Source organism: Sorangium sp. So ce693 (assembly GCF_051521375.1).
In the GTDB taxonomy this organism is placed as follows: domain Bacteria; phylum Myxococcota_A; class Polyangia; order Polyangiales; family Polyangiaceae; genus Sorangium; species Sorangium atrum.
In genome coordinates this window covers 5,192,193-5,214,009 of the sequence record NZ_CP150347.1, presented here as the reverse complement: position 1 = coordinate 5,214,009, position 21,817 = coordinate 5,192,193, and the positions used below count along the sequence as shown (strand labels likewise).

The window sequence follows — 21,817 nt, the reverse complement described above, 5'->3', positions numbered from 1 at the left end:
CAGCTTCACGCGACCGCTCGGGTCAGCGCGCCGGCGAGGTGCTCGCGCGCCCAGTCCTCGAACCGCCGCCACCCGACCTCCGGGTAGGCGGCGTGGAGCGCCCCGAGGTCCACGCCGTGGCCGACGCGCGTGAGCCAGCGGAACATGGCCGTGAGGTCCTCGCTGCGCGCGCGCACCTCGGCGAGCGGCACCTCGGCGTAGCGGATCTCGCGGCCGGCCACGCGGGACAGCGCCGAGACGGCCTCGGCGCCGGTGAGCTCGTCGGACGCGAGCTCGATGCGGCGCCCGAGGAAATCGCCCCGGCGCTCGATCACGAGCGCCGCGAACCGCCATACATCGTCCGCCGCGATCTGCTGCAGCGGGCAGCCCGCCGGGAGCGGGGCCGCGTACACGCCGCGCCGGAGGCCGAGGAGCGCGGCGGGCGTGAGCAGGCTCTCCATCAGGCAGACCGGGGCGAGGATCGTGCAGGGCACGCCGAGCGCGGTGATGTACCGCTCGACGGTCGCCTTGCCCTCGAAGTGGGGGACGCCCGTGCCCCGGTCGGCGCTCGCGACCGACGTGTAGACGAGGTGCGCGCCGCCCGCCGCCCTCGCGGCCTCGGCGGCGGCGAGGCCGAGCCGCAGCTCCGCCTCGGCGGCCGCGAGCCCGCCCTCGAGCGGCGAGCCCATGGCGAAGACCGCGTCGACGCCGGCCGCCGCGCGCGCGATCGAGCGGGGCTCGTCTGCGCTGCCCTGAACGATCTCGACGCCGAGCTCGATGAGCCGCGCCGCTGTCGGATCGCCAGGCCTGGCGGAGAACGCGCGGACGCGGTGCCCGCGGGCGAGCAGCGCCCGCGCGACCGCCCCTCCCGGCGCCCCCGTCGCCCCCATCACGAGCGCCCGCATGGTCGCGCTATGGAGATCCGCGGCGCGCTTCGTAAGTCCCGGGGCGCGCCGCGAGCGCCGTCGTCTGGAGCGCGAGCGAGGCGCCGGCTCGCCTGCGTGGCGTCACGCCGCGCGGCGCCGCGCTCGCCTGCGCGGTCAGGGCTGGCCGCTGATGACGTTCGCGACGGTGTAGGCGACCGCGGCGAGGGCGGCCGAGGCGGGGATCGTGAAGATCCAGGCCCAGACGATGCGCCCGGCGACGCCCCAGCGGACCGCGGAGAGGCGCCCGCTCGTGGCGCCGACCCCGACGATCGCGCCCGTGATCGTGTGGGTCGTGCTCACGGGGATGCCGAGCGCGGTGGCGCTGAACAGCGTCGCCGCGCCGGCCGTCTCGGCCGCGAAGCCGCCCACCGGCTTCAGCTTCGTGATCTTCATCCCCATGGTCTTCACGATGCGCCAGCCGCCGGAGAGCGTGCCGAGGCCCATGGCCGCGTGGCAGACGAGCACGACCCAGAGCATCGGCTTCGGGTCCTTGCCACCCTCCTGGAGGCCCGCGGAGATGAGGAGCGCCGTGATGATGCCCATCGTCTTCTGGGCGTCGTTGCCGCCGTGCCCGAGCGAGTAGGCGGCGGCGGAGAGCAGCTGTAGCCGCCGGAACCGGGAGCTCACTTTGCCGGCGGTCCAGCCCCGCGCGAGCCGCCGGATGGCGTGCATGAGCGAGAACCCGATGACAGCGCCCAGCAAGGGCGAGACGAGGATGAACGCCGCGGTCTTGCCGAAGACCGTCGCGTCGAGCACCGACAGCCGCCCCGCGCTCTTCACCGCCGCCCCGGCGAACGCGCCCATGAGCGCGTGCGACGACGACGACGGCAGCCCCCACCACCACGTGAGCAGGTTCCAGATGATCGCGCCGAGCAGGCCGCCGAGGATGACGTTCGGCGTGATGAACCCCGGCTCGACGCCCTTCGCGATGTTCCGCGCCACCGTGGGCTCGAACAGCGCGAACGCGATGAAGTTGAAGGCGGCTGCCCAGAGCACCGCGGTGCGCGGCGACAGGACGCGCGTCGAGACGACCGTGGCGATCGAGTTCGCGGCGTCGTGAAAGCCGTTGATGTAATCAAACACCAGCGCGATGATGAGGATGGCGAGGATGTAGGTCGTCATGCGTGCTCGAGCACGATGCCCTCGATGATGTTCGCGACGTCCTCGCAGCGGTCGGTCGCGTGCTCCAAGAGGTCATAGATGTCGCGCCACTTCATCACGAGGAGCGGGTCGTTCCCCTTCTTGAAGAGCGCCGCCAACCCGTTGCGGTAGTGCCTATCCGCCGCGTTCTCGATCTTGTTGATCTCGACGCAGAGCTCGAGGAGGGTCGGCTGTTTCTTCAGATCCCTGAGGGACTGGATGGCGGAGCTCATGACGGTGCACGCGTCGACGACATCCTGCGCGAGCAGCCGCGCGTCCGGCAGGGCGCTCGTGATCTCGAAGAGCACGAGCCTCACGCTCGCCGCCTCGATGCAGTCGAGCACGTCGTCGAGGCGGGTGATGAGCGAGTGGATCTCCTCGCGATCGAGCGGCGTGATCCACGTCTGGTGGAGGGCGGCCAGACACTCGTGGGTGATCTTGTCGGCCTCGTCCTCGAGGTCGGAGATCCGCTGCACCAGGGCCGGGGCTTCGTCGAGCCTGTCGAGCATCTCCAGGAGGAGCTCGCTCGCTGCGACGCTCTGCCGTGCGTGGTTGGCCAGCGCGTCGAAGAAGACTGCGTCACGGGTCAATCCCATGGGGCCGGGCGTTTACCCGTCTCCCCGCATCACGTCAACGAGTCGTCATGGGACGGACAAAAGCAGGTAACCTAAGGATCTTCGCCCACGTCGCGCGCGGCGTGGGTCCGGCACGCGGGTGACATGGGTATAAGAAGCAAGCTCATCGCGTTCGCGGTGGGGATCGCGATCCTCGCGGCGTTGGTGTTCGACGGCTATGTCCTGAAGACGCTCGGAGCAGAGCTCTCGGCGCACACGGAGGCCAACCTGACGACGCGGACGGCGCTCGTCACCGAGGTCGCCGCGAGATCAGGCGACCTCGCGGCCGAGGCGCCCGCCCTCGCGGCGGCGCTGTCGAAGGTCGCCGGAGCGCGCGTCACGTTGATCGATCCGCGAGGCGCGGTGCGGGGCGACTCGTCGGTCGCGCCGGAGGGGCTCGGCCAGCTCGAGACGCACGCGACGCGCGACGAGGTCGCCGAGGCGCGGCACCTGGGCACGGGGCGCAGCGAGCGCGTGAGCAAGACGACGCAGATGCGGATGCTCTACGCCGCGCAGCGGCTCGATCGCCCGGACGGGCCGTGGGTGGTGCGGGTCGCGTTCGAGCCGGTCGCGATCGATCGCAGCCTGTCCGCCGCCCGCACGCGCGTGGTGGAGGGCACGATCCTGGCCCTGGCGCTCGCCGTCGCCGCGGCGCTCGCCGGGGCGCGCGCCCTCTCCGGGCGGCTCGTCTACCTGACGGGCGTCGCGCGGGAGATGCGGGCCGACCTGGGCCGGCGCGCGCGCATGCAGGGGCGCGACGAGATCGCCACGCTCGGCGGCGCGCTCGACGACCTCGCCGAGAGCCTGGAGCTGTCGCGGCGCGAGCTCGGGGGCGAGGGCGAGCGCTTCGGCGCGGTGCTCGAGTCGATGCGCGAGGGCGTGCTCGTCACGGACGAGAAGGGCGACATCACGCTGGTCAACCCGGCGCTCTCGCAGCTGCTCGGCATCCGCAGGGACCCGGTCGGCCGCCCGCCGCTCGAGGTGCTGCGCTCGTCGAGCCTGCACGAGCTGCTCGAGGAGGTCGCGCTCGCGCGCGCGGCGGCGACGCGCGAGATCGAGATCGCGCCCGCGGCGCCAGGCGCGGCCGGGCCCCCTGGGCGCAGGATCCTGCTCGTGAACGCCGCGCCGCTCGCGCTGCCGGCGCAGAGCCGCGGGGCGGCGGGGGTCGTCGCCGTCTTCTTCGACGTGACGGAGCTGCGGCGCATCGAGGGCCTGCAGCGCAACTTCATCGCCAACGCGTCGCACGAGCTTCGCACGCCGGTCGCGTCGATCCGCGCGAGCAGCGAGACGCTGCTCGGCGGCGCGCTCGACGACCCGGAGGCCGCGCGCGATTTCGTCGAGGTGATCGAGCGGAACGCGACCCGGCTGCACCGGCTGGTGGACGATCTGCTCGACCTGTCGCGCATCGAGGGCGGCGAGCGGCCGCTCTCGCCGGGCACGCTCGACCTCTCGGTGCAGGCGGAGGCGGCGGTGGCGCTCCTGCGCGGGCGCGCCATGGAGAGGGACACCGACGTGACGATCGACGTGGCGCAGGGCACGCTGGTCGCGGCGGATCCACGCGCGCTCGACCAGATCTTGACCAACCTCGTCGACAACGCGATCCACCACACGCCGAACGGCTCGCACGTGGTGGTGCGCGCGCGGGCCGCGAACGGGCGCGTCGTCCTGGAGATCGAGGACGACGGTCCGGGCATCCCCCCGGTGCACCAGGCCCGCGTCTTCGATCGGTTCTACCGGGTGGATCCGGGCCGCTCTCGCGCGTCGGGCGGCACCGGGCTCGGCCTGTCCATCGCGAAGCACCTCGTCGAGGCGATGAGCGGCGACATCACGGTGACCACCGGCGCGGCCGGCGGGGCGCTCTTCCGGATCACGCTGCCGAGCGCGTCAGCTGGCGCCGCCCAGAAGAAGTAGGCCGGCGGCGGCGCTGGAGCCGGCCTCGTCGAGGCGGGGCGGGAGCTACGGCGCGCAGGCGGTGCGACAGGCGTCGAACGAGCTCTGGCACGCCGCCGGATCGGCGAGCGCGGGCAGGCCGCCGTCCGCGGGGAACTTCGGCGTGAGGCAGGTCTGGAGGATCGACTGGCACTTGGCGGCGCACGCCGCGAGCTTGGCCGAGAGCGCCCCCGCGTCGGCCGTGGTGGCGGTGCCGCCGTCCGTCGGCGCGCCCGCGTCCTTCGGCGCGCCCGCGTCAGGCTTCGGGGCCGCCGGGGCGGCCGGGGTCGGGGCGGCCGTCGTGGTCGCTGGAGGCGCGGCCGGGGTCGGCGTCGCGGCCGGCGCGGTCCCGGTCGCTGCGGGCGGCGGCGCCGTCGCGGTCGGCGCTGTGACGGCGCCTGGCGCCGGGGTGACCTCCTCCGGCTCGTCGCTGGACTTGCAGGCCGCGATCAGCAGCGCTGGCGAGGCGATCATCACGGCGAAGGCGGCGAGGAGCTTGTGAGCGCGCATGGGAGCTTCATGCTGCGCCTCCGCCGGGAACGCAACCCTTGCGCGCTCGGCCCGCGAGGCGCCGTGGCGAGGCGTGGCTCGCCGCGGCGCCGTGACGAAGCGTGGCCCGCGAGGCGAGGCCTCGCGCGGGCAGGCAGCGAGGTCTCCGGCGGGAGGCTCGCTCTCGGCAGGAGGGCTATTCCGTCCTGAAGATCACGTGGAAGCCATAGCGGGTCTCCACGACGTCGCTGAGCTGCTGGATGTCGAGCTCGAACGCCGCGTCGGCGAACGGCGGCAGGACGTCGGCGCGCTCCACGGTGCCGAGCGAGCCGCCGCGCGACCCTGCGCCGGCCTCGTCGCTGTACTGCGCCACCACCTCGCCGAAGTCGGCGCCCCCACGGATCTTGTCGCGCGCCTCCACCGCGCGCAGGCACGCCTCCTCGCGTGTGCGCGTCGTGCCCTCGGCGTGATCGGCGCCGGTATAGCGGACGAGGATGTGCTTCACGCCGATCCGCGGCGGCTCGTCGGGGCGGGCTTGCCGCGGCGCGCTGGCGGCTGCGAGGCACGCTGCGGCGCTCGAGGCGCTCTCCTCGGCACGGGCGGCGCTGTCCGGAGCGACGTGCGGCGCCGCCTGAGGGGCGCTGCACGCGGCGGCGAGCGCCGCGCCGAGGAAGGTGAGGAAGCCGAGAGGAGCGGATCGCTCGAGCTGGCGCATCGCGCCGCGAAGCATAGCCAGGCGTTCACGAGATCGGAACATCGGATGGGGCGATCGCGGCGGTGGCGACGTGGCGTGGCGGCCCGGCGACGCGCACGGCGTCAGGCGCGGATCCACCCCCGAGCAACCTGCGAAAGGCGGCGTGCCGCCGGGTCGGCCGGCGTCCCCGGTGCACGTCGGCTGCGTCCATGATGCACGGGGTTTGCATCGCGCGTCGCATCGCTGGTAAGAAGGCAGCATGCAGCGCCTCCTCCTCTCGGCGGCCCTGGGTGCCGCGCTCATCGCCGGTTGCAGCACCGCTTTCCGAGACAAACGCACGCCTTCCGGCGAGTTCTGCAGCGACATGCACGTCGTGCCGGCGGGCCAGCTGCCCGATCGCGAATACCATCGCCTTCAGCCGATCGCGAGCGATCCGACGGCCCGCACGGAGGCGGAGCGCCTCGAGTCGCTCCGCAAGGCCGCGTGCGGCGTCGGCGGCGACGCGGTCATCGAGGCGGTCAACGAGGAGATCCGCACCGAGGACGGCCGCTATGCCAGCGTCGCGAGCGGGACGGCGGTGATCTGGGTCCGCCGCACCGAGGGCGAGGCGAAGCCGTTGACGTTGCACCCGGCGACGCCGCCCGCCGACTCGGCCGCGCCTTCCGAGCCGGAGGCGCCGCCGGCAGAGCAGCCTGCTGCTCCTCCTGCTGCATCCGACGAGCCGTACGATGACGCGCCCGCGCCTGCGACCTCGGCCAAGCCCGGCAAGCCGGGGGCGAAGCCCCTGTCGTCCACCCCGCCGTCATCGGCCAAGCCTGCCTCCTCTGCCGTGCTGCCGACGCCCGCCCCGTCGTCGTCGGCCAAGCCCGCCACGTCATCGGCGCCCGTGAAGCCCGCGCCGAAGAAGTAAGCGCACCAGAAGACGTCAGCGCCGCGCGCGGCCTCCTGCCTGACGTCCAGCTCCCCTCTCCTCCCCGAGGCGCTCGCGATCGAGCTACGCCCGCTCTTCTCGCATCGGCGCTCGATCGCCATCGAGCCCCCTTCCATCAATCTCCGTAGGCCCGAGGAGGGAGTGGCCTTCGCGCAGCGCGCGCAGGGCCGATGTCTGAGCCCAAATGACAACGCTCCTCCGGCGTAGCCGGAGGAGCGTTGTCCCAGGCGAGTTCGGCCCTGCGTGCGCTGCGCGAAGGCCACTCCCTCCTCGGGCCGGGCCCCCGGATCGACGGCCTCCTAGCGACTCCCGCCGCCTCCAGGAGCAGGCGGCTGGCTCGACGAGGACGGCGCGGGCGCTGGTGCCGGCGCAGGGGTACCGGATCGCGGCAGCACGCCCGTATTGCTCGGAAGACCGCCCGCGTTGCCGCGGTTCGGCAGCGGCGCCGCACCGCCGGGCGCCCCGCCTGCAGGCGGAAGAGCGGATCCGCCGCTCGGCAGCACGTTCGACTTGAGGACCCCCTGCCCCGGCAGCGTGCCCTGGTTCGGCAGCGTGCCCTGGGTCTTCTGCGGCAGCACCCCGCCGGACGGCAGGAGCTGCTCGCCCCCCTCGGGCGCGCCGGTGAGCGGCTTCGCCCCCGCGGCGCCGTAGCGCAGGATGCGGAAGACGACGCGCCGGTTCTTCGACGTCATGAACTGGCAATCGGGCGACAGCTGATCGTCGTGCCCCTGGCAGCCGGTGTCGTCGTAGATCGGCTGCGTGTGCCCGTAGCCGACCGCCTGGAGCCGCGACGGATCGACGCCCTTCGCGATCAGGTACGCCATGACGCTCGCCACGCGGCGCTGGGACAGGGCCATGTTGTACAGGTCGGTCGCGCGCACGTCGGTGTGGCCCTCGATCCGCACCTCGCGGATGTCGGGGTTGTCGATCAGCACCTGCGCGACCGCTTCGAGGGTCGAGTTCGAGTCCTCGAGGATGATGTCCTTGTCGGTCGCGAAGTGGACCTGCTCGGTGATCACGATCTCGTCGCCCCGGATGAAGGCGAGCGGACAGCCGTCCTTCCCGTGCGGACCGGCGGGCTTGTCGGGGCACTTGTCGTCGCGATCGAAGATGCCGTCGCCATCGGTGTCCAGGTCCGGACAGCCGAAGTTCTCGGGGCTCCCGGGCACGTCGGGGCAGCGGTCCGCGGCGCCGATGAGGCCGTCGCGATCCGGATCGTCGTTGTCGCGCTGCTGCAGGCGGTTGATCTCCTCCTGCTCCTGGGACGTCTTCGGCTGCCACGTGATGACGTTGAAGAAGCGGATGGAGGGCGCGCCGAAGCCGCACGCCGCGCCGAAGCTCCCGCCGAAGGTGATCGTGATGCCGTGCTTGGTCTGCCAGCGCAGCCCGAGGAGCGCCTCCGCGGGGATCTGCCCCGGGTCGTCGGGGTAGCTCGTGAGCGAGGGGTAGCCGTACACCTCGCCGATGACCGACAGGCCCCAGCTCTGAACGACGTACTGCTCGGCCGCCACGCCGAACTGCGCCATGTCGCCGACGCGCACGCCCGCGAACTGGTTGTCGGGCCGCAGCCAGATGCCAGCGTTCGCGGCGAGGAGCAGGCCGAAGTTGAACCGGTAGTCGCCGATGAGCGTCGCGCCGCCGCTCAGCGCGCCGTCGCTGGTGAACGCGTTCTGGTCGCCCGTGGGGAAGTTGAGGTTGCCCGCGATGGCCATCCCGAACCCCTCCTTGACCTGCTCCTTCCGGTTCAGGTACGGGAGCGAGATCTTCGTGGACAGGCGGAGATCGCCGACCGAGGAGCTCTTGACCGACCCCTCGGTGCCGAAGCGGCGGAGGTTGCCGCCCTCCTGGAAGAGGACGAGCGGCATGGTCATCGTGACGTCGAACACGTCGAAGAAGCCGATGCCCGCGAGCAAGGCGAGCTCGAGCCGCCCCGAGATGGCGTCGACGGCCTGCCTCGTGTCGTCGCCCGCGACGAGCAGCACGAGCGGGTCGGCCGCGATGTCGCTGTAGAGGCCGACGGTCGGCGAGAGGTTCCCGATGACCTCGGACTTCTGGACCATCACGAGATCGCGCGGGGCCGCAGCCGGGCGGAAGACCTGGGCATCGAAGCGCCCCTCCTCGGCGAGCGCGGGGCCCCCGGCGAGGAGCGCCGACAGCGCGAGGAGCGGGGCGAGCAGCGGACGCGTTCTCACGAGGCACCTCCGCTGCGCCGGCGGCGCTTTCGCTCGAGCAGCGCCAGCGCCGCGAGGGCGACGAGCCCGGCGGCCCGCGGATCGGCGCCCTTCTGGCCGACGACCGACACGCTGCAGATCTCGGCGAGGGTGCCGCCGCACGCGACGTTGTCGGGCATCGGGCCGAGCGCGCACTCCTTGGCGTCCGCCTCGTCGGTCCAGCGGCAGTGCTCGTTGCCGAGGCAGTCCAGGTTCGACTTGCAGGAGACGTCGCAGGTGTTCGTCGCGAGGTCGCAGGTGTTGCCGCACGGACACTGCGTGTCGGCGTAGCACTCGACGCACTTCTCGCCGTCGCAGTGCGGGGTGTCCTCGGCGCAGGTCGCCATGCACCCCGGGTCGCACTCGTGGGTCTCGCGGTTGCACGTCGTGCCGGCGCACTGCTCGTCCGACGTGCAGCGCACGCAGACCGCGACCTCGGAGAACTGTCCGAAGCAGAACGGCGTGTCGCCGCCGCAGCTCTCGCAGCGCGGCCCGCAGCGCCGATCCTTGACGCACTCCTTGCACTCGCCGCTCAGGCAGTACTGGCCGTCGGCGCAATCCATGTCGTTGCGGCACGCGGCGCACGCCGTCCCGACGGGCCCGGGGAGACAGAACGGCACCGGGGGCGACTGCGGGTCGTTCGGGTCCTCGGGGTGCATGCAGTCGACGCAGCCCTCGCCGCAGCAGTTCGGCTGCGCGTTGCTCGGGATCTCGTCGACGCAGTGGCCCGTCGGGGTGTGGCACTTCTTGCCGTCGGGGCACTCGTCGTCGACGAGGCACTCGACGCACATCGCGACGCCGCCCGGCTCGACCGCGGCGCAGTTCATCTGGGCGCCGCTGATGCCGTTCGGACAGCAGTTGCAGGAGTTGCCGGCGCACCGATCCGCCGTGTCGCACGGGACGCAGGAGTGCTCGACGCAGATCTCGCCCCGCGGGCAGTCCGGGTCGATGTTGCACTCGTACTCCTCCTTGCACTCGTGCGACTCGGGGTCGCAGACGAAGCCGTCGCGGCAGTCCTCGCTGGTGCGGCACTGGGCGCACTCACGACCCGCGTTGGTGTTGATGCAGAACGGCGTGTCACCCTTGCAGGGCGAGCACTCCTCGCCGCAGTAGAACGCCGTGTCGCACGGGGCGCAGAGGGCGGCCTCGTTGCAGTAGTAGCTCCCAGGACAGCCGTTGGTCCCGGCGTGGCCGACGAACCTGCGCTCGCACTGCAGGCACTGATCGATATCGGGGAACGACGGCGAGCCGAACAGCGTCTGGAAGAACTGCGTCGGCTGGAAGACGGTGAAGCCGGCCTCGTTCAGCTTCACGACGGGCGGCTCGTCCGCAGCGCGGTGGAAGTCCTCGAACTCGCCGACGAAATAGGACATCTCGAGCGCCGCGTGCTCGGCGATCTCCGCGTGGTGGATCTCGATTGGGTACAGGCCTGGCTTCTCGAACGTCACGGTGTTCGTGAGGCGCCAGGTCGGCAGGCCGAGCTCCGGCGGCCGGGTCATGACCGGCTTCACGGTCGTGATGCTGTCGTAGAACGTGAGGCTCACGGCATCATCGGTGTAGAAGCCGATATGGACCGGCTTACCCGCAAGATCCTCCGTGACTTTCAGGAACCCGCGAAGGCGGGAGCCAAAGGGGATCTCCGTGTAGTTGACACGATCGTCCCACGGGAAGCTGCAGCCGCCGATCCCGCAATCCGGCGACAGGCCCCTGAAATCGCCATAACTCCGCGGGTTGTTGATATCACCAGCGGTGTTGTTGTTGCTCAGATCAAGGAGGGTTCGAATGACGTAGTCGAGACGTGGCTCCCCGTCCCTGTGCTTCGTGGGATCATCGATAAGCCCGTTGGTCCCGCCGACGAAATCGGGCAGGAAGACTTGCGCCGGCCTGTCTTTCGGGATGACCGACGCGGCGCAGAGACCGGTGCCCTCGACCTCAGGCAACTGCTCGATGGCGGGCTCTGAAACGGTGACCGGTTGCGGCGTCGGCTCCTCCTGCGCGTGCAGGGGCGACGACAGCGCCGCAGACAGGGCCACAGTCGCCGCAGCGATGCCTCGAATGCGCACGGCTCGCTCGCGGGTCCGCTGCGTCGCTCGCGGGTCGTCTGCACCCGAAGTTAGAAACACACTCCACAGGCTAGCCGCTGCGCGCCGCGGTCTGCAAGAGGAAGACGGCCAACAAGCACACGCTCCAATGTAGGGGGCGGTCCTCTATCGCCCCATGCTCCGAGGCTGCCCAGTGTGCGGGACGGCTGACCAGTCGCACGGGCGCACGGGCGATCGGCTGCATGCGCGCCGGAGGGGAACAGCGTGATCACGAGAACGGCACAAGGTTGACCTCCACGTGCGACGCGCGGCTCCCCCCGCACCGGATGACGCGCACGAGGCATCGGCACGATCTTGGCGCAATGCGGCGAGCCGCACAGGGGCGCCGGCGTTGGGGACATCCGCCGGTCAGGGCCACGGCCCGCTCGCGATCCTGGACGAAGCCGCCTAAAGGATCGCTTCATGACGACTACCTCGGGCCTCGCCATCGTTACAGGCGCCTCGTCCGGCATCGGCGCGGAGATCGCACGGCAGCTCTCGGCGCGCGGGCAGCCGGTGCTCGCCATCGGCCGGCGGGCGCACCGGCTGAAGGAGCTCTCCGCTCAGGCAGGCGCCGCCGGGCACGCGCCGATCCACCCGCTCGAGCTCGACGTCACCACCGAGGGCGCAGCCCTCCGCGTGCGGGATCGGGCGCGCGAGCTGGGTGGCGCGGCCTGGCTGGTCAACAACGCAGGAACGACGCGGCTCGGGCCCTTTCTGGAGGGCGACCCGGCGGCGCTGGCGATGCTTGTGCGGCTCAACTGCGAGACCGTCGTCGCGCTCTGCGCGGCGATCGTCCCCGACCTGGTGTCCCGCGGCGGAGGGCGCGTGCTCAACGTCGCGTCGCTCGCCGCGTTCCAGCCGACCCCGGGACATGCGGTGTATGGAGCGACCAAGGCGTTCGTGCTGTCGCTCTCGGAGAGCCTTGCCGTGGAGCTCGAGGGGACCGGCGTCACGGTGACGGCGCTGTGCCCAGGGCCGGTGACCACGGAGATCTTCGACGTAGGCGCGCCCGGCGTGCCGCGCAGAAAGCTGCCGTTCGAGCTCACGGCCGAGGGCTGCGCGGCGTACGCCATCGCGGCGGCCGAGCGTGGTAACGTGGTCGCCGTCCCGACCGCATTGAGCAAGGCAACGGCCCAGCTCTCGCGCGTCCTCCCTCGCGCGGCGCTACGCCGGCTCTCGGCACGAATAGGGCTCTCGGTCCTCGGCTATGGCGCTCGGGCGCGAGGCGTCCGAGGCTAGTGACGAGCGCCCGGCGACGATCGAAACCATGCTCCTGCGCGCCGCGTCAGTGTGATATCCTCCGCGCTAGCGTCGGGAATCTCGCCTTGCGGCTTCCGGGCGCGCACAAGCCCATGCAACGACAAGCACGACCTTACGCGCTCGCTTCCCTCCTCGGTCTGAGCCTGTGCGCCAGCGGGTGCGCGCAGCTCCTCGGTCTCGACGAGTTCTCCGACCGGGCGCCGGGCGGCACGGGTGCCGGCGGTCTGGGGGGTGCTGACCCCATGGGCGCCGGCGGCGCGGGAGGCGCTGAGGAGGAGGCGCCCACGTGCACGCCGGACGCTTCGGAGGTGTGCTACGCCGGCCCACTGGGCACCAGGAACAGGGGCGCGTGCCGAGAAGGAACGCGTACCTGCGGCGCCGACCGGACCTGGGGCGCCTGTGAGGGCGAGGTCGTCCCCGCGGTGGAGCGCTGCGATGCCGCGGATGACGAGAACTGCGACGGCCTCGAGTGCATCGTGTGGGTGACAGGGTACGAGCAGACCGGCGACGTCTACCCCATGGGCATCGCGAGCGATGCCGAGGGGAACGTATTCGTCAGCGCCGCCTTCTTCAAGACGATCATCATCGGCGAGGAGACCTTCTCGTCGGCCGATAGCACTGACGTGCTGCTCCTCAAGCTGAGCCCTGCCGGAGAGCTCCTGTGGGCCAAGCAGTTCGGGGACATCAGCGCGGACAACCCGTGGGGTCTCGCCGTCGACTCCCATGGAAACCTGGTTGTGGTCGGCGAGACGAACAGCGGGGCCCTCGACCTCGGCGACGGTCCGCTGCGAGCGGGGGCGTTCGTCGCCCAGTTCGACACGTCGGGTGAGCACATCTGGAGCAAGGGCCTGGGAGGGAGCAGCAGGTTCACCGCGGTCGCGATCGCTCCAGATGATGACATCGTCGTGGGGGGACATTTCTACTTTCCAATCGACTTCGGCAGCGGTGCGATCGAGCCTGCCGGCGGCGCGGACATCATCGTGGCGAAGCTCGACGGTGCAACGGGCCTCGTGACCAAGCCGGGCTGTTGGACACGAAGGTTTGGCGACACGGGATCTGAGACCACCAGCGCCGTTGCGGTCGATGCATCGGGGAATATCTTCGTAGCTGGGAGCTCCGACGGGGAGATCGACTTCGGCACGGGTAGCCCGCTCTCTCTCGAAAAGAGGCATTTCGTCATGAAGCTGACGCCGAGCGGGAGGATCGGTTGGGTCACGAAGCTCGATGGATCGGGCCTGGTGTCCGCCTCTGGCCTCACTGTGGATGCGTCGGGGCGTTCCGTTGTGGTGGGAGCCTTTTCCGGCGAGCTACGCGTGCAGAATTTCACTCTGACCGAAGCAGATCGCGGAGATGCCTTCCTGGTGCAACTCGAGGCAGATGGCGCGGTTGGCTGGGTGCGCGCATTCCACGGCGCCGGCGCTCAAACGGCATCTGGAGTCGTCGTGGACCAGCTTGGCAATCTCATCGTCCGTGGATCCGCCGAGAAACAGCTCGATCTCGGGGGCAACCCGCTCGTGGTGAACGACAACCCAGGCTTCATCGTCAAGCTGACGCGCGAAGCCGAGCTCGTATGGCGTCGCCTTCTGCCCGCGCAGACCAACGTGACAGCCGTCGCCAGCTCCCCCGCCGGTGAAACGCTCTTTGCGGGCTGGACCAAAGCGGTGGACGCCGACCTTGGCACAGGCCCCCTTCCCGGAACCAGCGACGGTTACAAGCAGCGCCTCGTCATCGCCAAGCTGGGCCGGTAACAAGCGCCAAGCTGGGCCGGTAGCAAGCGACCGCCCCGGCGGGCGGATCTCCGCATGGACCGAGGCCTTCGCGTGGCGAAACGCCCCACTGTGGCGCGCGCGCCGAGATGCCCGCTCCCTATCAGGCGGGGCCATCGGCCTCCTGAGCGCAGATCCCCGCCTCCCCTCGGCCAACCGAAATGGCACCCGCGTTGTCGCGTGGGACCATCGGTCCCCGCAAGCAGGTCTCGCCTTCCCTTGGCCGTCCGAGATGGCACCCACATTGCTTCGCTCATCGAACACCCCGACACGGGGCCGGAGGTCATTCGATGAGCAAGATTCTGCGTGGGATCGCGGCAGGCTACGGCGCGAAGAAGCTCGGCGGCGGGTGCTTCAGCACCATCCTCATCTTCGTCCTGCTCTGGTGGGTGCTCGGCCACTTCGGCGTCTTCCGCTGAGCGCCGCCCGCGCGCCGCTCAGCGCGCCCGCCCCTTCTTCCGCTGCGCCTTGCGGGCGAAGAACGCCCTCCGCGCGTCCGAGGACTTCGCGCTCTGCCGCTTCTTCACCTTCGGCGGGAGCTTCGCGAGCGGGACGTCGCCCAAGATGTCGCTCGCGCCGCGCGGCCCGCCGAGGAGGCCGCGCGACGTGAGCGACGCGCGCTGGTACGTGATGAGCTCGCCCGCCTTCTCGAAGGAGTCCTCGCGCACGCAGACGAGGCCCGCCCGCACGAGCCCGCCGAGGAGGTGCTCGAAGTCGCGCCGCTCGAGCGAGCCGTCGGCGAACGCCTCGCGGTAGAGCCGGCCTGTCGGCTGCTCGCTCTCGCGAAGGGCCGCCAGGATCTTCGCGATCGCCTGCGCCTCGTCGCGGCTCGGCGCCCGGAACTCCCGCGCGGCGCAGGCGGCAGGCGCGCAGACGTCGCAGAGGCCGCAGGGCTCGCCCGTGTCCTCCTGGTCGCCGAAATGGCGGACCAGGTGGAGCATGCGGCAGCCGTGGCCCTCGGTGAACCGCGCCATCTGCACGAGCTCGGCGAGCTTGTGACGCCGCTGCGCCTCGTAAGGCCCGCGCCACCCCGGCTCGCCCAGGGCGACACCGCCGTCCGGATCCACGCGCGCGCCGCCGTGGATCCAGAGCTTCTCGAGGGCCTTGTCCGCCACCTCGGGATCCATGTCGAGATCGCCCAGGATCGCCTCCTTCGGGCGGGGCTCGTCCGACAGGACCTCTTCGATCCGCTGGAGCACCGCCGGATCAGGGTAGTCGCGCTCGTGGAAGAACTCGTGCATTCGCCGGTCGACATACGAGTGCATCAGCACGGCCCGCGAGGGGAGCCCGTCGCGGCCAGCCCGGCCGATCTCCTGGTAATAGCCCTCGACGCTCCCGGGCAGCCCGGCGTGGACGACCGTGCGGACATCGGGCTTGTCGATGCCCATGCCGAAGGCGATCGTGGCGACGATGATCTCGGTGCTGCCGTCCAGAAAGGCCGCCTGGATCCGGTCGCGCACCGGGGCGGCGAGGCCCGCGTGGTACGCCTCGGCCGGGAGATCTTCCGAGAGGCCGGCGGCGAGCGCCTCGGCCTCCTTCCGCGTCGGCGCATAGACGATGGCCGGCGTCCGGCCCTCCTGGCCGAGCAGCGCGCGCACCCGGTTCAGGCGCTCTCCCGGGCTGACCTCGAGGATCTCGATACCCAGGTTGCTCCGCCTGAAGCCGTGGATGAACCGCGCCGCGGACGCGAGGCCGAGCTGCTCGACGATGTCGTCCTGCACGACCGGCGTGGCGGTGGCGGTCAGCGCGATGACAGGCGCCGGACGGAGCGCCGGGAGCCGCTGACCCAGCATCCGGTAATCAGGGCGGAAGTCGTGGCCCCATTTCGAGATGCAATGGGCCTCGTCGACGGCGACCAGCACGGGCTTCCGGCGGGCGAGCATCTCGGGGAACCCGGGCACGCGGAGCCGCTCGGGGGCGATGAAGAGGAAATCGAGCGCGCCTTCGAGGTAATCGATGCAGGCCTGCCGCGACTCGGCCCGGCTCCGGCCGGAGTGGATCCGCTCGGCGGCGAAGCCGCACGCCCGGAGCTTCGAGGCCTGATCCTCCATGAGCGCGATGAGCGGGCTCACGACGAGCGTCGTGCCGCCTCGGGCGATGCCGGGGAGCTGGTAACAGAGCGATTTGCCGGCGCCCGTGGGCATGACGAGCAGCACGTCGCTCCCCGCGGCTGCGGTCCGGCAGACGGCCTCCTGGTAGGGGCGGAAGGCGCTGAAGCCGAAGCATTGGTGGAGCAGCTCGACGAGATCCTCCGGCCGGCGCGCGGGCGACGAGGCGACCGCCGGCGAGGACGCGGCGCCCACCCCACGCGCCGGGGAGGACCCGACGGCCGCCGCGCGCGCGGGCGACGGCGCTACCGCGGCGGGGCGCGCCGGCGGCGACGTCGCTGCCACAGGTCGCGCGGGCATCGATGCTACCGCCGCGGGTCGCGCGGGCGACGGCGCTATCGCGGCGGGGCGCGCCGGCGGCGACGTCGCTGCCACAGGTCGCGCGGGCGACGGCGCTACCGCCGCACGGCGCGCCGTCGCCCCGGCCGCCGCAGGTCGCGCTGACGACGGCGCCGCCGCCGCGCGCGACCGCGCCTGCGCCCGAGCCGGCGCCGATGCTGCAGCCGCCGCGACCGCCTGCAGCGCGCCAGGCGATGCATCGCCCAGCCCGACCCCTGCGCTGCTGCCCGGAGCACGGCGAGGCGTCGCCTCGCGGCCTCGACCGGTCCCCGGCGCAGCGGCCGCGGTGCCGCCCCTCTTCTCGCGCGACCGCGCCTCGCCGCGCTCCTGGAACGGCGATGCCCCGACCTCCGGGGAAAGCGCACCGTCCCCTGCTGCGCGCCGCCCCCCGCTCACCTCCGCGACCACGTGGCGCACGTACGACTCGATGTCCGCCATGAACGACGGCAGATCGCCCTTGCCCCGGGCCATGCGGGCGAGCTTCGCCTCCCAGGCGCCCGTCATCGCGGGGCTCTTCACGTCCGCGTGGACGACCTCGATCAGCCCGACGCCCTTGTCGGTCGCGTGCAGCAGCTTGCCCTTGCGCACGATGTACTCGCGCCGGAGGAGCGTCTCGATGATCGCGGCCCGCGTGGCCGGCGTGCCGAGGCCCGAGTCCTTCATCGCCTCGGAGAGCTCCTTCTCTTCGAGGCTGCTGCCCGCGGTCTCCATGGCGGTGAGCAGCGTGGCCTCGGTGAAGCGCGGCGGCGGGCGCGTCTTCTTGGCCTGCGCCTCCGCGTCCAGCACGAGCTGCACCTGCCCTTTCGCGAGGCCAGGCGGGAGCCGCTGATCCGCGGTCTCGCGCTCGCCCTCGCCCGCTCCCCCGTCGCGCGCGTCGGGCCCATCACCGTCCGATTCCGCCTTCTTGCTGGGCCTCGCAGGAGGCTTGCCGAAGCCGATGTCGAGCACCTTCCACCCGACCTTCTCCACGACGCTGCCCGCGCTGTGGTAGCGGTCCACGATCGGCTCGCCGCCGCGCGCGCCCGCGCCGCCGCGCGTGGTGATCGCGGTGATGACGGTGGTGATCGAGGTGACGTGATCCTCGTGCCACGCCGAGAGGAGGCGCCGGCAGATGAGATCGAAGATCTTCTGCTCGTCGGTCGAGAGCTCCGCGCGCGAGGAACGAGCCCCCGTGGGGATGATGGCGTGGTGATCCCCGACCTTGCCGTCGTCGACGAAGCGCTTGCCGAGCGGCCGAGCCCCCGTCCCCGGGGCGAGCATCCCCCGATACGAGCCCTCGATCGCCTGCACCACCGCGCCGAGCGTGGCCGCGACGTCCGTCGAGAGGTGCCGGCTGTCGGTGCGCGGATAGCTGATGAGCTTCCTGCGCTCGTACAGCGCCTGGGCCACCTCCAGCGTCTTCTGCGCGGAGAAGCCGTAAAGGCGGTTGGCGTGCCGCTGGAGCTCGGTCAGGTCGTAGAGCAGCGGCGGCGGGAGGCGGCGAGACTCCGATCGGACCGCCTCGATGCGCGCCTCGCCGCGCCGGGCCCGCTCGATGATGCGCCGCGCCTCCTCGCCGTCCGGCGGCAGGCGCCTCCGCGACGGCGCGGTCTCGGGCCGCTCGCCGGCGTTCGGCGGCCCGCCGGCGGCCGGCGGCTCGCCTGCGAGCGGTTTGTCGTTGAAATACGTGCCCTTGTAGGACTCGTCGGCCGCGCCCGAGCCGTCCTCCCGGAGCGGGCAGAAGGTCGCGACGACCTCGAGGTACGGCTCGGGGACGAACCGCCGGATCGCGAGCTCGCGCTCGACGACCATGGACAGCGTCGGCGTCTGCACACGGCCGACCGAGAGATCCTGGTCGAAGACCAGGCTGTAGGCGCGCGAGAGGTTCATGCCGACGAGCCAGTCGGCCCGGCTACGCCCGCGCGCCGCGTCGGCGAGGCCGTCGTAGCCGCGCGCGTCCCGTAGCCGCCGGAGCCCGTCGCGGATGGCGTCGGGCGTGAGGGACGAGATCCAGAGCCGCTCGACCGGCTTCTTGCACCCGGCCGCCTCGTAGAGGTACCGGAAGATGAGCTCGCCCTCGCGGCCGGCGTCCGTGGCGCAGACGACGCGGTCGACGTCGCGCCGGCCCAGGACCTTCCGGACGATCTCGAACTGGGCCCGCGTCCCGGGCAGGACGACGAGCGGGAACTGGCCGGGAAGCATCGGGAGGAGGTCGAGGCGCCAGCGCTTCCAGGCGGGGTCGATCTGGTGCGGCTCGGCGATGGCGACGAGGTGCCCGATTGCCCACGTGACGACGTAGCCGCCGCCCTCGAGGAAGCCCTCGGCGCGCTTCGAGGCCCCGAGCACCGCGGCGATGTCGCGGGCGACGGCGGGCTTCTCTGCGACCACGGCGATCATGCGGCGACCATGCGAAACAGGCGAAACATGCGAGGACTGCGAGCGGCGGGCGTCGCCCGCGCCTCGCGCAGGTGCGTTGATAGCGCGAGCCGCGGGCGGGCGGTATGGGGAAGCGAGCGGGCAGCGAGGCCCGCGCCCGCCCGGCGCCTTGACACGCTGGCGCCGAGCGGGTTCACGTAGTGTCTGGACGCTCGCCGCCGCGCGAGGGCGCGCGACGGCTCAGGAGAGGGGCATCGAGATGCGAGACCTGAAGGGGATCGTCGAGGTGGAGCTGCTCGTCGAGGAGGGCGGCGCGCTCACGCCGACGCGGGAGTTTGTCCATCGAGAGACGACCTATGTCGAGGGGCGGTCGGGCCAGCGCTATGTGCTGCGCGTGCGGAACCTGACGGGCGCGCGCGTCGAGGTGGTGCCCACGGTCGACGGCCTCGACGTGCAGAGCGGCAAGGACGCGTCGTTCGACGCCCGCGGCCTGGTGATCAGGGCGCACGAGTCGTTCGATTTCACCGGGTTCCGCATCAGCCACACCGAGGTCGCGACGTTCCGGTTCGGGAGCATCGAGCAGTCGTACGCCGCGCAGATCGGCAAGCCCCGCAACGTGGGTGTCATCGGCCTGGCGGTGTTCGAGGAATTCGCGCCCCCGCCGCCGCCACCCCCGCCGCCCTTCGCGCCGCCCCCGCCGGCGTTCGGCGGGCCGCAGGGCGGTGGACTGCCGCCGCCGGCTCCGGGGTTTGGACCGCCCGCGCCCGCGCCTGCTGCTCCGCCGCCAGCCCCCGCGCCGGGCGCCGCGCCGGCCCCCGCGGCGCCGAAGGGACTCGGCACGACCTTCGGCGAGCGGCGCGAGTCGCGCATCACGTCGACGCAGTTCACCCGGGCGACACCCAAGCCCGCCGCCGTGCTGGTGATCCGCTACGAGCAGCGCGACGGGCTGAGGGCGCTCGGCATCGAGGTGGACGGGCTGCACCAGCGCGAGACCGCAAGCCCCTTCCCCGCCGAGACCGGCTTCGCCAAGCCGCCGCCCGGCTGGAAGGGCTGAGCGCCGGCGGAGCTCGCGGCAGACGGCTGCCGGTCAACACGCGGTTGACACGGGAGCCGTCCTTGCTGTCAAGCACGTCAACCCGTGGTTGACGTCGCGGCGCCACGACGCGCCGCGATGAGGATGTCCACGCCACGAGCGCTGCGCAGCCCCCAGCCACACACGTGAGCCGTCGGCAGGCGGGTCCGGGCAAATGGCATTGTCGTTGCTGGTCTCGCGGCGCGCGGAGGAGGCGCGGCGCCGGCCTGGTTCGGCGGCCGCCACCTCACGCGCGACCCGGACTGCGCGACGGGCTGGGCTCGAGTCGCCTCGTGCGTGCATCCAGCGCAACGACGGTGAGCCGCGCCATACGCCGTTGTCGCCCGCGGGAGCGCGGCGCCTTCAGCGCCCACGCGAGTTCTCTCGATTCGAAAGGAATCATCTCATGAAGGCCGCCGTCCTCTCGTTCGTCCTCCTCGGTTGCACGGGTTGCACGTTCCTGGCCGGTTGCTCCCGCGCAGCGAGCTCGCCTGGCCCAGGCGATGAAGCGGCCGGACAGGGCGGCGCCGGAGGTACCACTCCGGGCGCGGGCGGCCACGGCGGCGCGACTGCAGGCGCCCAGACCGGAGCCGGCGGCGCGCCGGGAGGCGGCGCAGATGCCGGCGGCTCCGCCACCACCGGCTCCGCGGGCGGCACCGGCGGCTCCGCCACCACCGGCTCGGCGGGCGGCGCCGGCGGCTCGGGGCCCGTCGATGGCGTGGGTACGATCCTCAAGGTGACGAACCTCGACGCCGACGGCCCGGGATCGTTGCGCGAGGCGATCGAGACGCGGGGGCCGCGCACGATCGTGTTCGAGGTCGGCGGGATCATCGACCTGAACAAGACACGCCTCGACATCACCGAGCCGTTCGTCACGATCGCCGGCCAGACAGCGCCCTCGCCGGGCGTCACGCTGATCCGCGGCGGGATGAAGATCCGCACGCACGACGTGCGGATCCAGCACCTCCGCTTCCGGATGGGCGACGCCGGGGCTGCGCCGGCGTCGGGGTTCGAGCCCGACGTCACGACGGACGGCGCCTCGGCGTACAACATCGTGATCGACCATTGCTCCGTGGCGTGGGGCGTCGACGAGAACCTGTCCGTCTCGGGCCCCCGCTTCGACGGTCCCGACGGCACCTCGCGCCGCGTCACCCTCAGCAACAACATCATCGCCGAAGGGCTCCTCGAATCCATCCACGAGAAGGGCTCTCATTCCATGGGCACCCTCGTGCACGACCACTGCACCGACGTCACCGTCGTCGGCAACCTCTACGCCAACAACAACGAACGAAACCCCTGGTACAAGGGGTTCGCGACCGGGGCGATCGTGAACAACGTCGTCTACAACCCCGGCAAATGGGCGATGCGCCTCGGCCCCGTCCTCAAGGAGTGGGAGAGCTCGGGCGTCACGCCGGAGCCACCGAGGGTCAGCATCGTCGGCAACTACATGCGGCACGGCGCCAACACCTTGCCGGGCCTCCCCATGATCGGCACCAACTCGCTGGGATCCGCCTACCTCGAGGACAACATCGCCGTGGACGCCCTCGGCGCAGCGGCGCCCATCGCCTCCCCGGACATCATCGTCCTCACCGAGAAGCCCGCGTGGCCCGACGGCCTCGTGGCGCTCCCCGCAGCGTCGGTCCTCGACGCGGTGCTCGCGCACGCGGGCGCGAGGCCCAGAGACCGCGACGAGGTCGATCTGCGCATCGTCGAAGACGTCCTGTCCGGCGACGGAATGTTCGTGAACAGCCAAGACGAGGTAGGGGGCTACCCGGCGGCAGCGCCGACCTCGCGACCGCTCGACGCGCCGACCGAGGACATCGAGGGCTGGCTCGATCGCCTCGCCGACGAGCTCGAATAGCAACCGTCGCCCGCGCCGTCGCCGAGCCCCGCAGCTCGTGGCCGCCGTTCGTGGATCGAG

15 protein-coding genes are annotated in these 21,817 nt (G+C 71.9%); 7 read left to right on the top strand and 8 right to left on the bottom strand.

Features of this window, described 5'->3' with window-relative positions:
* Nucleotides 1-5: 5 nt before the first annotated feature.
* The 3 genes from WMF14_RS19485 to WMF14_RS19475 all read right to left on the bottom strand — a co-directional run bounded on the left by WMF14_RS19485 (nucleotide 6) and on the right by WMF14_RS19475 (nucleotide 2,641).
* Entirely contained in the window at nucleotides 6-884 is an 879-nt protein-coding gene (locus WMF14_RS19485; protein WP_437802945.1) for an NmrA family NAD(P)-binding protein, read from the bottom strand.
* A gap of 135 nt (nucleotides 885-1,019) precedes the next feature.
* Nucleotides 1,020-2,027, bottom strand: coding sequence for an anion permease (locus WMF14_RS19480; RefSeq protein WP_437330140.1), 1,008 nt, complete (start codon nucleotides 2,025-2,027; stop codon nucleotides 1,020-1,022).
* Nucleotides 2,024-2,641 (bottom strand): DUF47 domain-containing protein, encoded by a 618-nt coding sequence (locus tag WMF14_RS19475; RefSeq protein WP_437802943.1) that lies wholly within the window; start codon nucleotides 2,639-2,641, stop codon nucleotides 2,024-2,026. Before WMF14_RS19475 ends, WMF14_RS19480 begins: the two co-directional genes overlap by 4 nt.
* Before the next feature lie 123 nt (nucleotides 2,642-2,764).
* On the opposite strand from WMF14_RS19475, the gene WMF14_RS19470 reads away from it, so the two are divergent.
* Nucleotides 2,765-4,570 carry an ATP-binding protein gene (locus WMF14_RS19470; RefSeq protein ID WP_437802941.1) on the top strand — a complete coding sequence of 602 codons (1,806 nt, stop codon included), beginning with the start codon at nucleotides 2,765-2,767 and terminating at the stop codon, nucleotides 4,568-4,570.
* A 45-nt stretch (nucleotides 4,571-4,615) separates the two neighbouring features.
* Here the strand turns inward: WMF14_RS19470 and WMF14_RS19465 are convergent, their stop codons facing one another.
* Both WMF14_RS19465 and WMF14_RS19460 read right to left on the bottom strand, forming a co-directional pair.
* Complete coding sequence (locus WMF14_RS19465; RefSeq protein ID WP_437802939.1) at nucleotides 4,616-5,098, bottom strand: hypothetical protein; 483 nt, start codon at nucleotides 5,096-5,098, stop codon at nucleotides 4,616-4,618.
* Between the two features lie 175 nt (nucleotides 5,099-5,273).
* A complete protein-coding gene (locus WMF14_RS19460; protein WP_437802937.1) occupies nucleotides 5,274-5,792 on the bottom strand; it encodes a peptidylprolyl isomerase in 519 nt (172 codons plus the stop codon).
* Nucleotides 5,793-6,030: 238 nt separating this feature from the next.
* On the opposite strand from WMF14_RS19460, the gene WMF14_RS19455 reads away from it, so the two are divergent.
* Nucleotides 6,031-6,681, top strand: a complete 651-nt coding sequence (locus WMF14_RS19455; protein WP_437802935.1) for a hypothetical protein — start codon at nucleotides 6,031-6,033, stop codon at nucleotides 6,679-6,681.
* A gap of 320 nt (nucleotides 6,682-7,001) precedes the next feature.
* On the opposite strand, the gene WMF14_RS19450 is transcribed toward WMF14_RS19455, so the two are convergent.
* Together WMF14_RS19450 and traA are read right to left on the bottom strand one after the other, a co-directional pair.
* The gene (locus WMF14_RS19450) at nucleotides 7,002-8,894 is read right to left on the bottom strand and encodes an OmpA family protein (RefSeq protein WP_272098879.1); all 1,893 of its coding nucleotides are present in this window, start codon (nucleotides 8,892-8,894) and stop codon (nucleotides 7,002-7,004) included.
* On the bottom strand, nucleotides 8,891-10,945 hold the full coding sequence (gene traA / locus WMF14_RS19445) for an outer membrane exchange protein TraA family protein (protein WP_437802932.1): 2,055 nt from the start codon (nucleotides 10,943-10,945) through the stop codon (nucleotides 8,891-8,893). The genes WMF14_RS19450 and traA overlap by 4 nt, the downstream gene beginning before the upstream one ends.
* Nucleotides 10,946-11,416: 471 nt before the next feature.
* Between traA and WMF14_RS19440 the strand changes: the two genes are divergently transcribed.
* The 3 genes from WMF14_RS19440 to WMF14_RS19430 all read left to right on the top strand — a co-directional run bounded on the left by WMF14_RS19440 (nucleotide 11,417) and on the right by WMF14_RS19430 (nucleotide 14,441).
* Nucleotides 11,417-12,235: an SDR family NAD(P)-dependent oxidoreductase gene (locus WMF14_RS19440; RefSeq protein WP_437802931.1), complete on the top strand. Its 819-nt coding sequence runs from the start codon at nucleotides 11,417-11,419 to the stop codon at nucleotides 12,233-12,235.
* A 443-nt stretch (nucleotides 12,236-12,678) separates the two neighbouring features.
* Nucleotides 12,679-14,004, top strand: a complete 1,326-nt coding sequence (locus tag WMF14_RS19435) for an SBBP repeat-containing protein (RefSeq protein ID WP_437802929.1) — start codon at nucleotides 12,679-12,681, stop codon at nucleotides 14,002-14,004.
* Nucleotides 14,005-14,312: 308 nt separating this feature from the next.
* Complete coding sequence (locus WMF14_RS19430) at nucleotides 14,313-14,441, top strand: hypothetical protein (RefSeq protein WP_272098872.1); 129 nt, start codon at nucleotides 14,313-14,315, stop codon at nucleotides 14,439-14,441.
* Between the two features lie 18 nt (nucleotides 14,442-14,459).
* On the opposite strand, the gene WMF14_RS19425 is transcribed toward WMF14_RS19430, so the two are convergent.
* The gene (locus tag WMF14_RS19425; RefSeq protein ID WP_437802927.1) at nucleotides 14,460-18,845 is read right to left on the bottom strand and encodes a DNA topoisomerase 3; all 4,386 of its coding nucleotides are present in this window, start codon (nucleotides 18,843-18,845) and stop codon (nucleotides 14,460-14,462) included.
* Between the two features lie 238 nt (nucleotides 18,846-19,083).
* On the opposite strand from WMF14_RS19425, the gene WMF14_RS19420 reads away from it, so the two are divergent.
* Nucleotides 19,084-19,878 carry a hypothetical protein gene (locus WMF14_RS19420; RefSeq protein ID WP_437802925.1) on the top strand — a complete coding sequence of 265 codons (795 nt, stop codon included), beginning with the start codon at nucleotides 19,084-19,086 and terminating at the stop codon, nucleotides 19,876-19,878.
* A 424-nt stretch (nucleotides 19,879-20,302) separates the two neighbouring features.
* Complete coding sequence (locus WMF14_RS19415; RefSeq protein ID WP_437802923.1) at nucleotides 20,303-21,757, top strand: pectate lyase family protein; 1,455 nt, start codon at nucleotides 20,303-20,305, stop codon at nucleotides 21,755-21,757.
* The last annotated feature ends 60 nt before the right edge of the window (nucleotides 21,758-21,817 follow it).

Coding starts and splice junctions, on each gene's coding strand:
- WMF14_RS19485 (WP_437802945.1), bottom strand. CDS start 884: ATGCGGGCGCTCGTGATGGGGGCGACGGGGGCGCCGGGAGGGGCGGTC.
- WMF14_RS19480 (WP_437330140.1), bottom strand. CDS start 2,027: ATGACGACCTACATCCTCGCCATCCTCATCATCGCGCTGGTGTTTGAT.
- WMF14_RS19475 (WP_437802943.1), bottom strand. CDS start 2,641: ATGGGATTGACCCGTGACGCAGTCTTCTTCGACGCGCTGGCCAACCAC.
- WMF14_RS19470 (WP_437802941.1), top strand. CDS start 2,765: ATGGGTATAAGAAGCAAGCTCATCGCGTTCGCGGTGGGGATCGCGATC.
- WMF14_RS19465 (WP_437802939.1), bottom strand. CDS start 5,098: ATGCGCGCTCACAAGCTCCTCGCCGCCTTCGCCGTGATGATCGCCTCG.
- WMF14_RS19460 (WP_437802937.1), bottom strand. CDS start 5,792: ATGCGCCAGCTCGAGCGATCCGCTCCTCTCGGCTTCCTCACCTTCCTC.
- WMF14_RS19455 (WP_437802935.1), top strand. CDS start 6,031: ATGCAGCGCCTCCTCCTCTCGGCGGCCCTGGGTGCCGCGCTCATCGCC.
- WMF14_RS19440 (WP_437802931.1), top strand. CDS start 11,417: ATGACGACTACCTCGGGCCTCGCCATCGTTACAGGCGCCTCGTCCGGC.
- WMF14_RS19430 (WP_272098872.1), top strand. CDS start 14,313: ATGAGCAAGATTCTGCGTGGGATCGCGGCAGGCTACGGCGCGAAGAAG.
- WMF14_RS19425 (WP_437802927.1), bottom strand. CDS start 18,845: ATGATCGCCGTGGTCGCAGAGAAGCCCGCCGTCGCCCGCGACATCGCC.
- WMF14_RS19420 (WP_437802925.1), top strand. CDS start 19,084: ATGCGAGACCTGAAGGGGATCGTCGAGGTGGAGCTGCTCGTCGAGGAG.
- WMF14_RS19415 (WP_437802923.1), top strand. CDS start 20,303: ATGAAGGCCGCCGTCCTCTCGTTCGTCCTCCTCGGTTGCACGGGTTGC.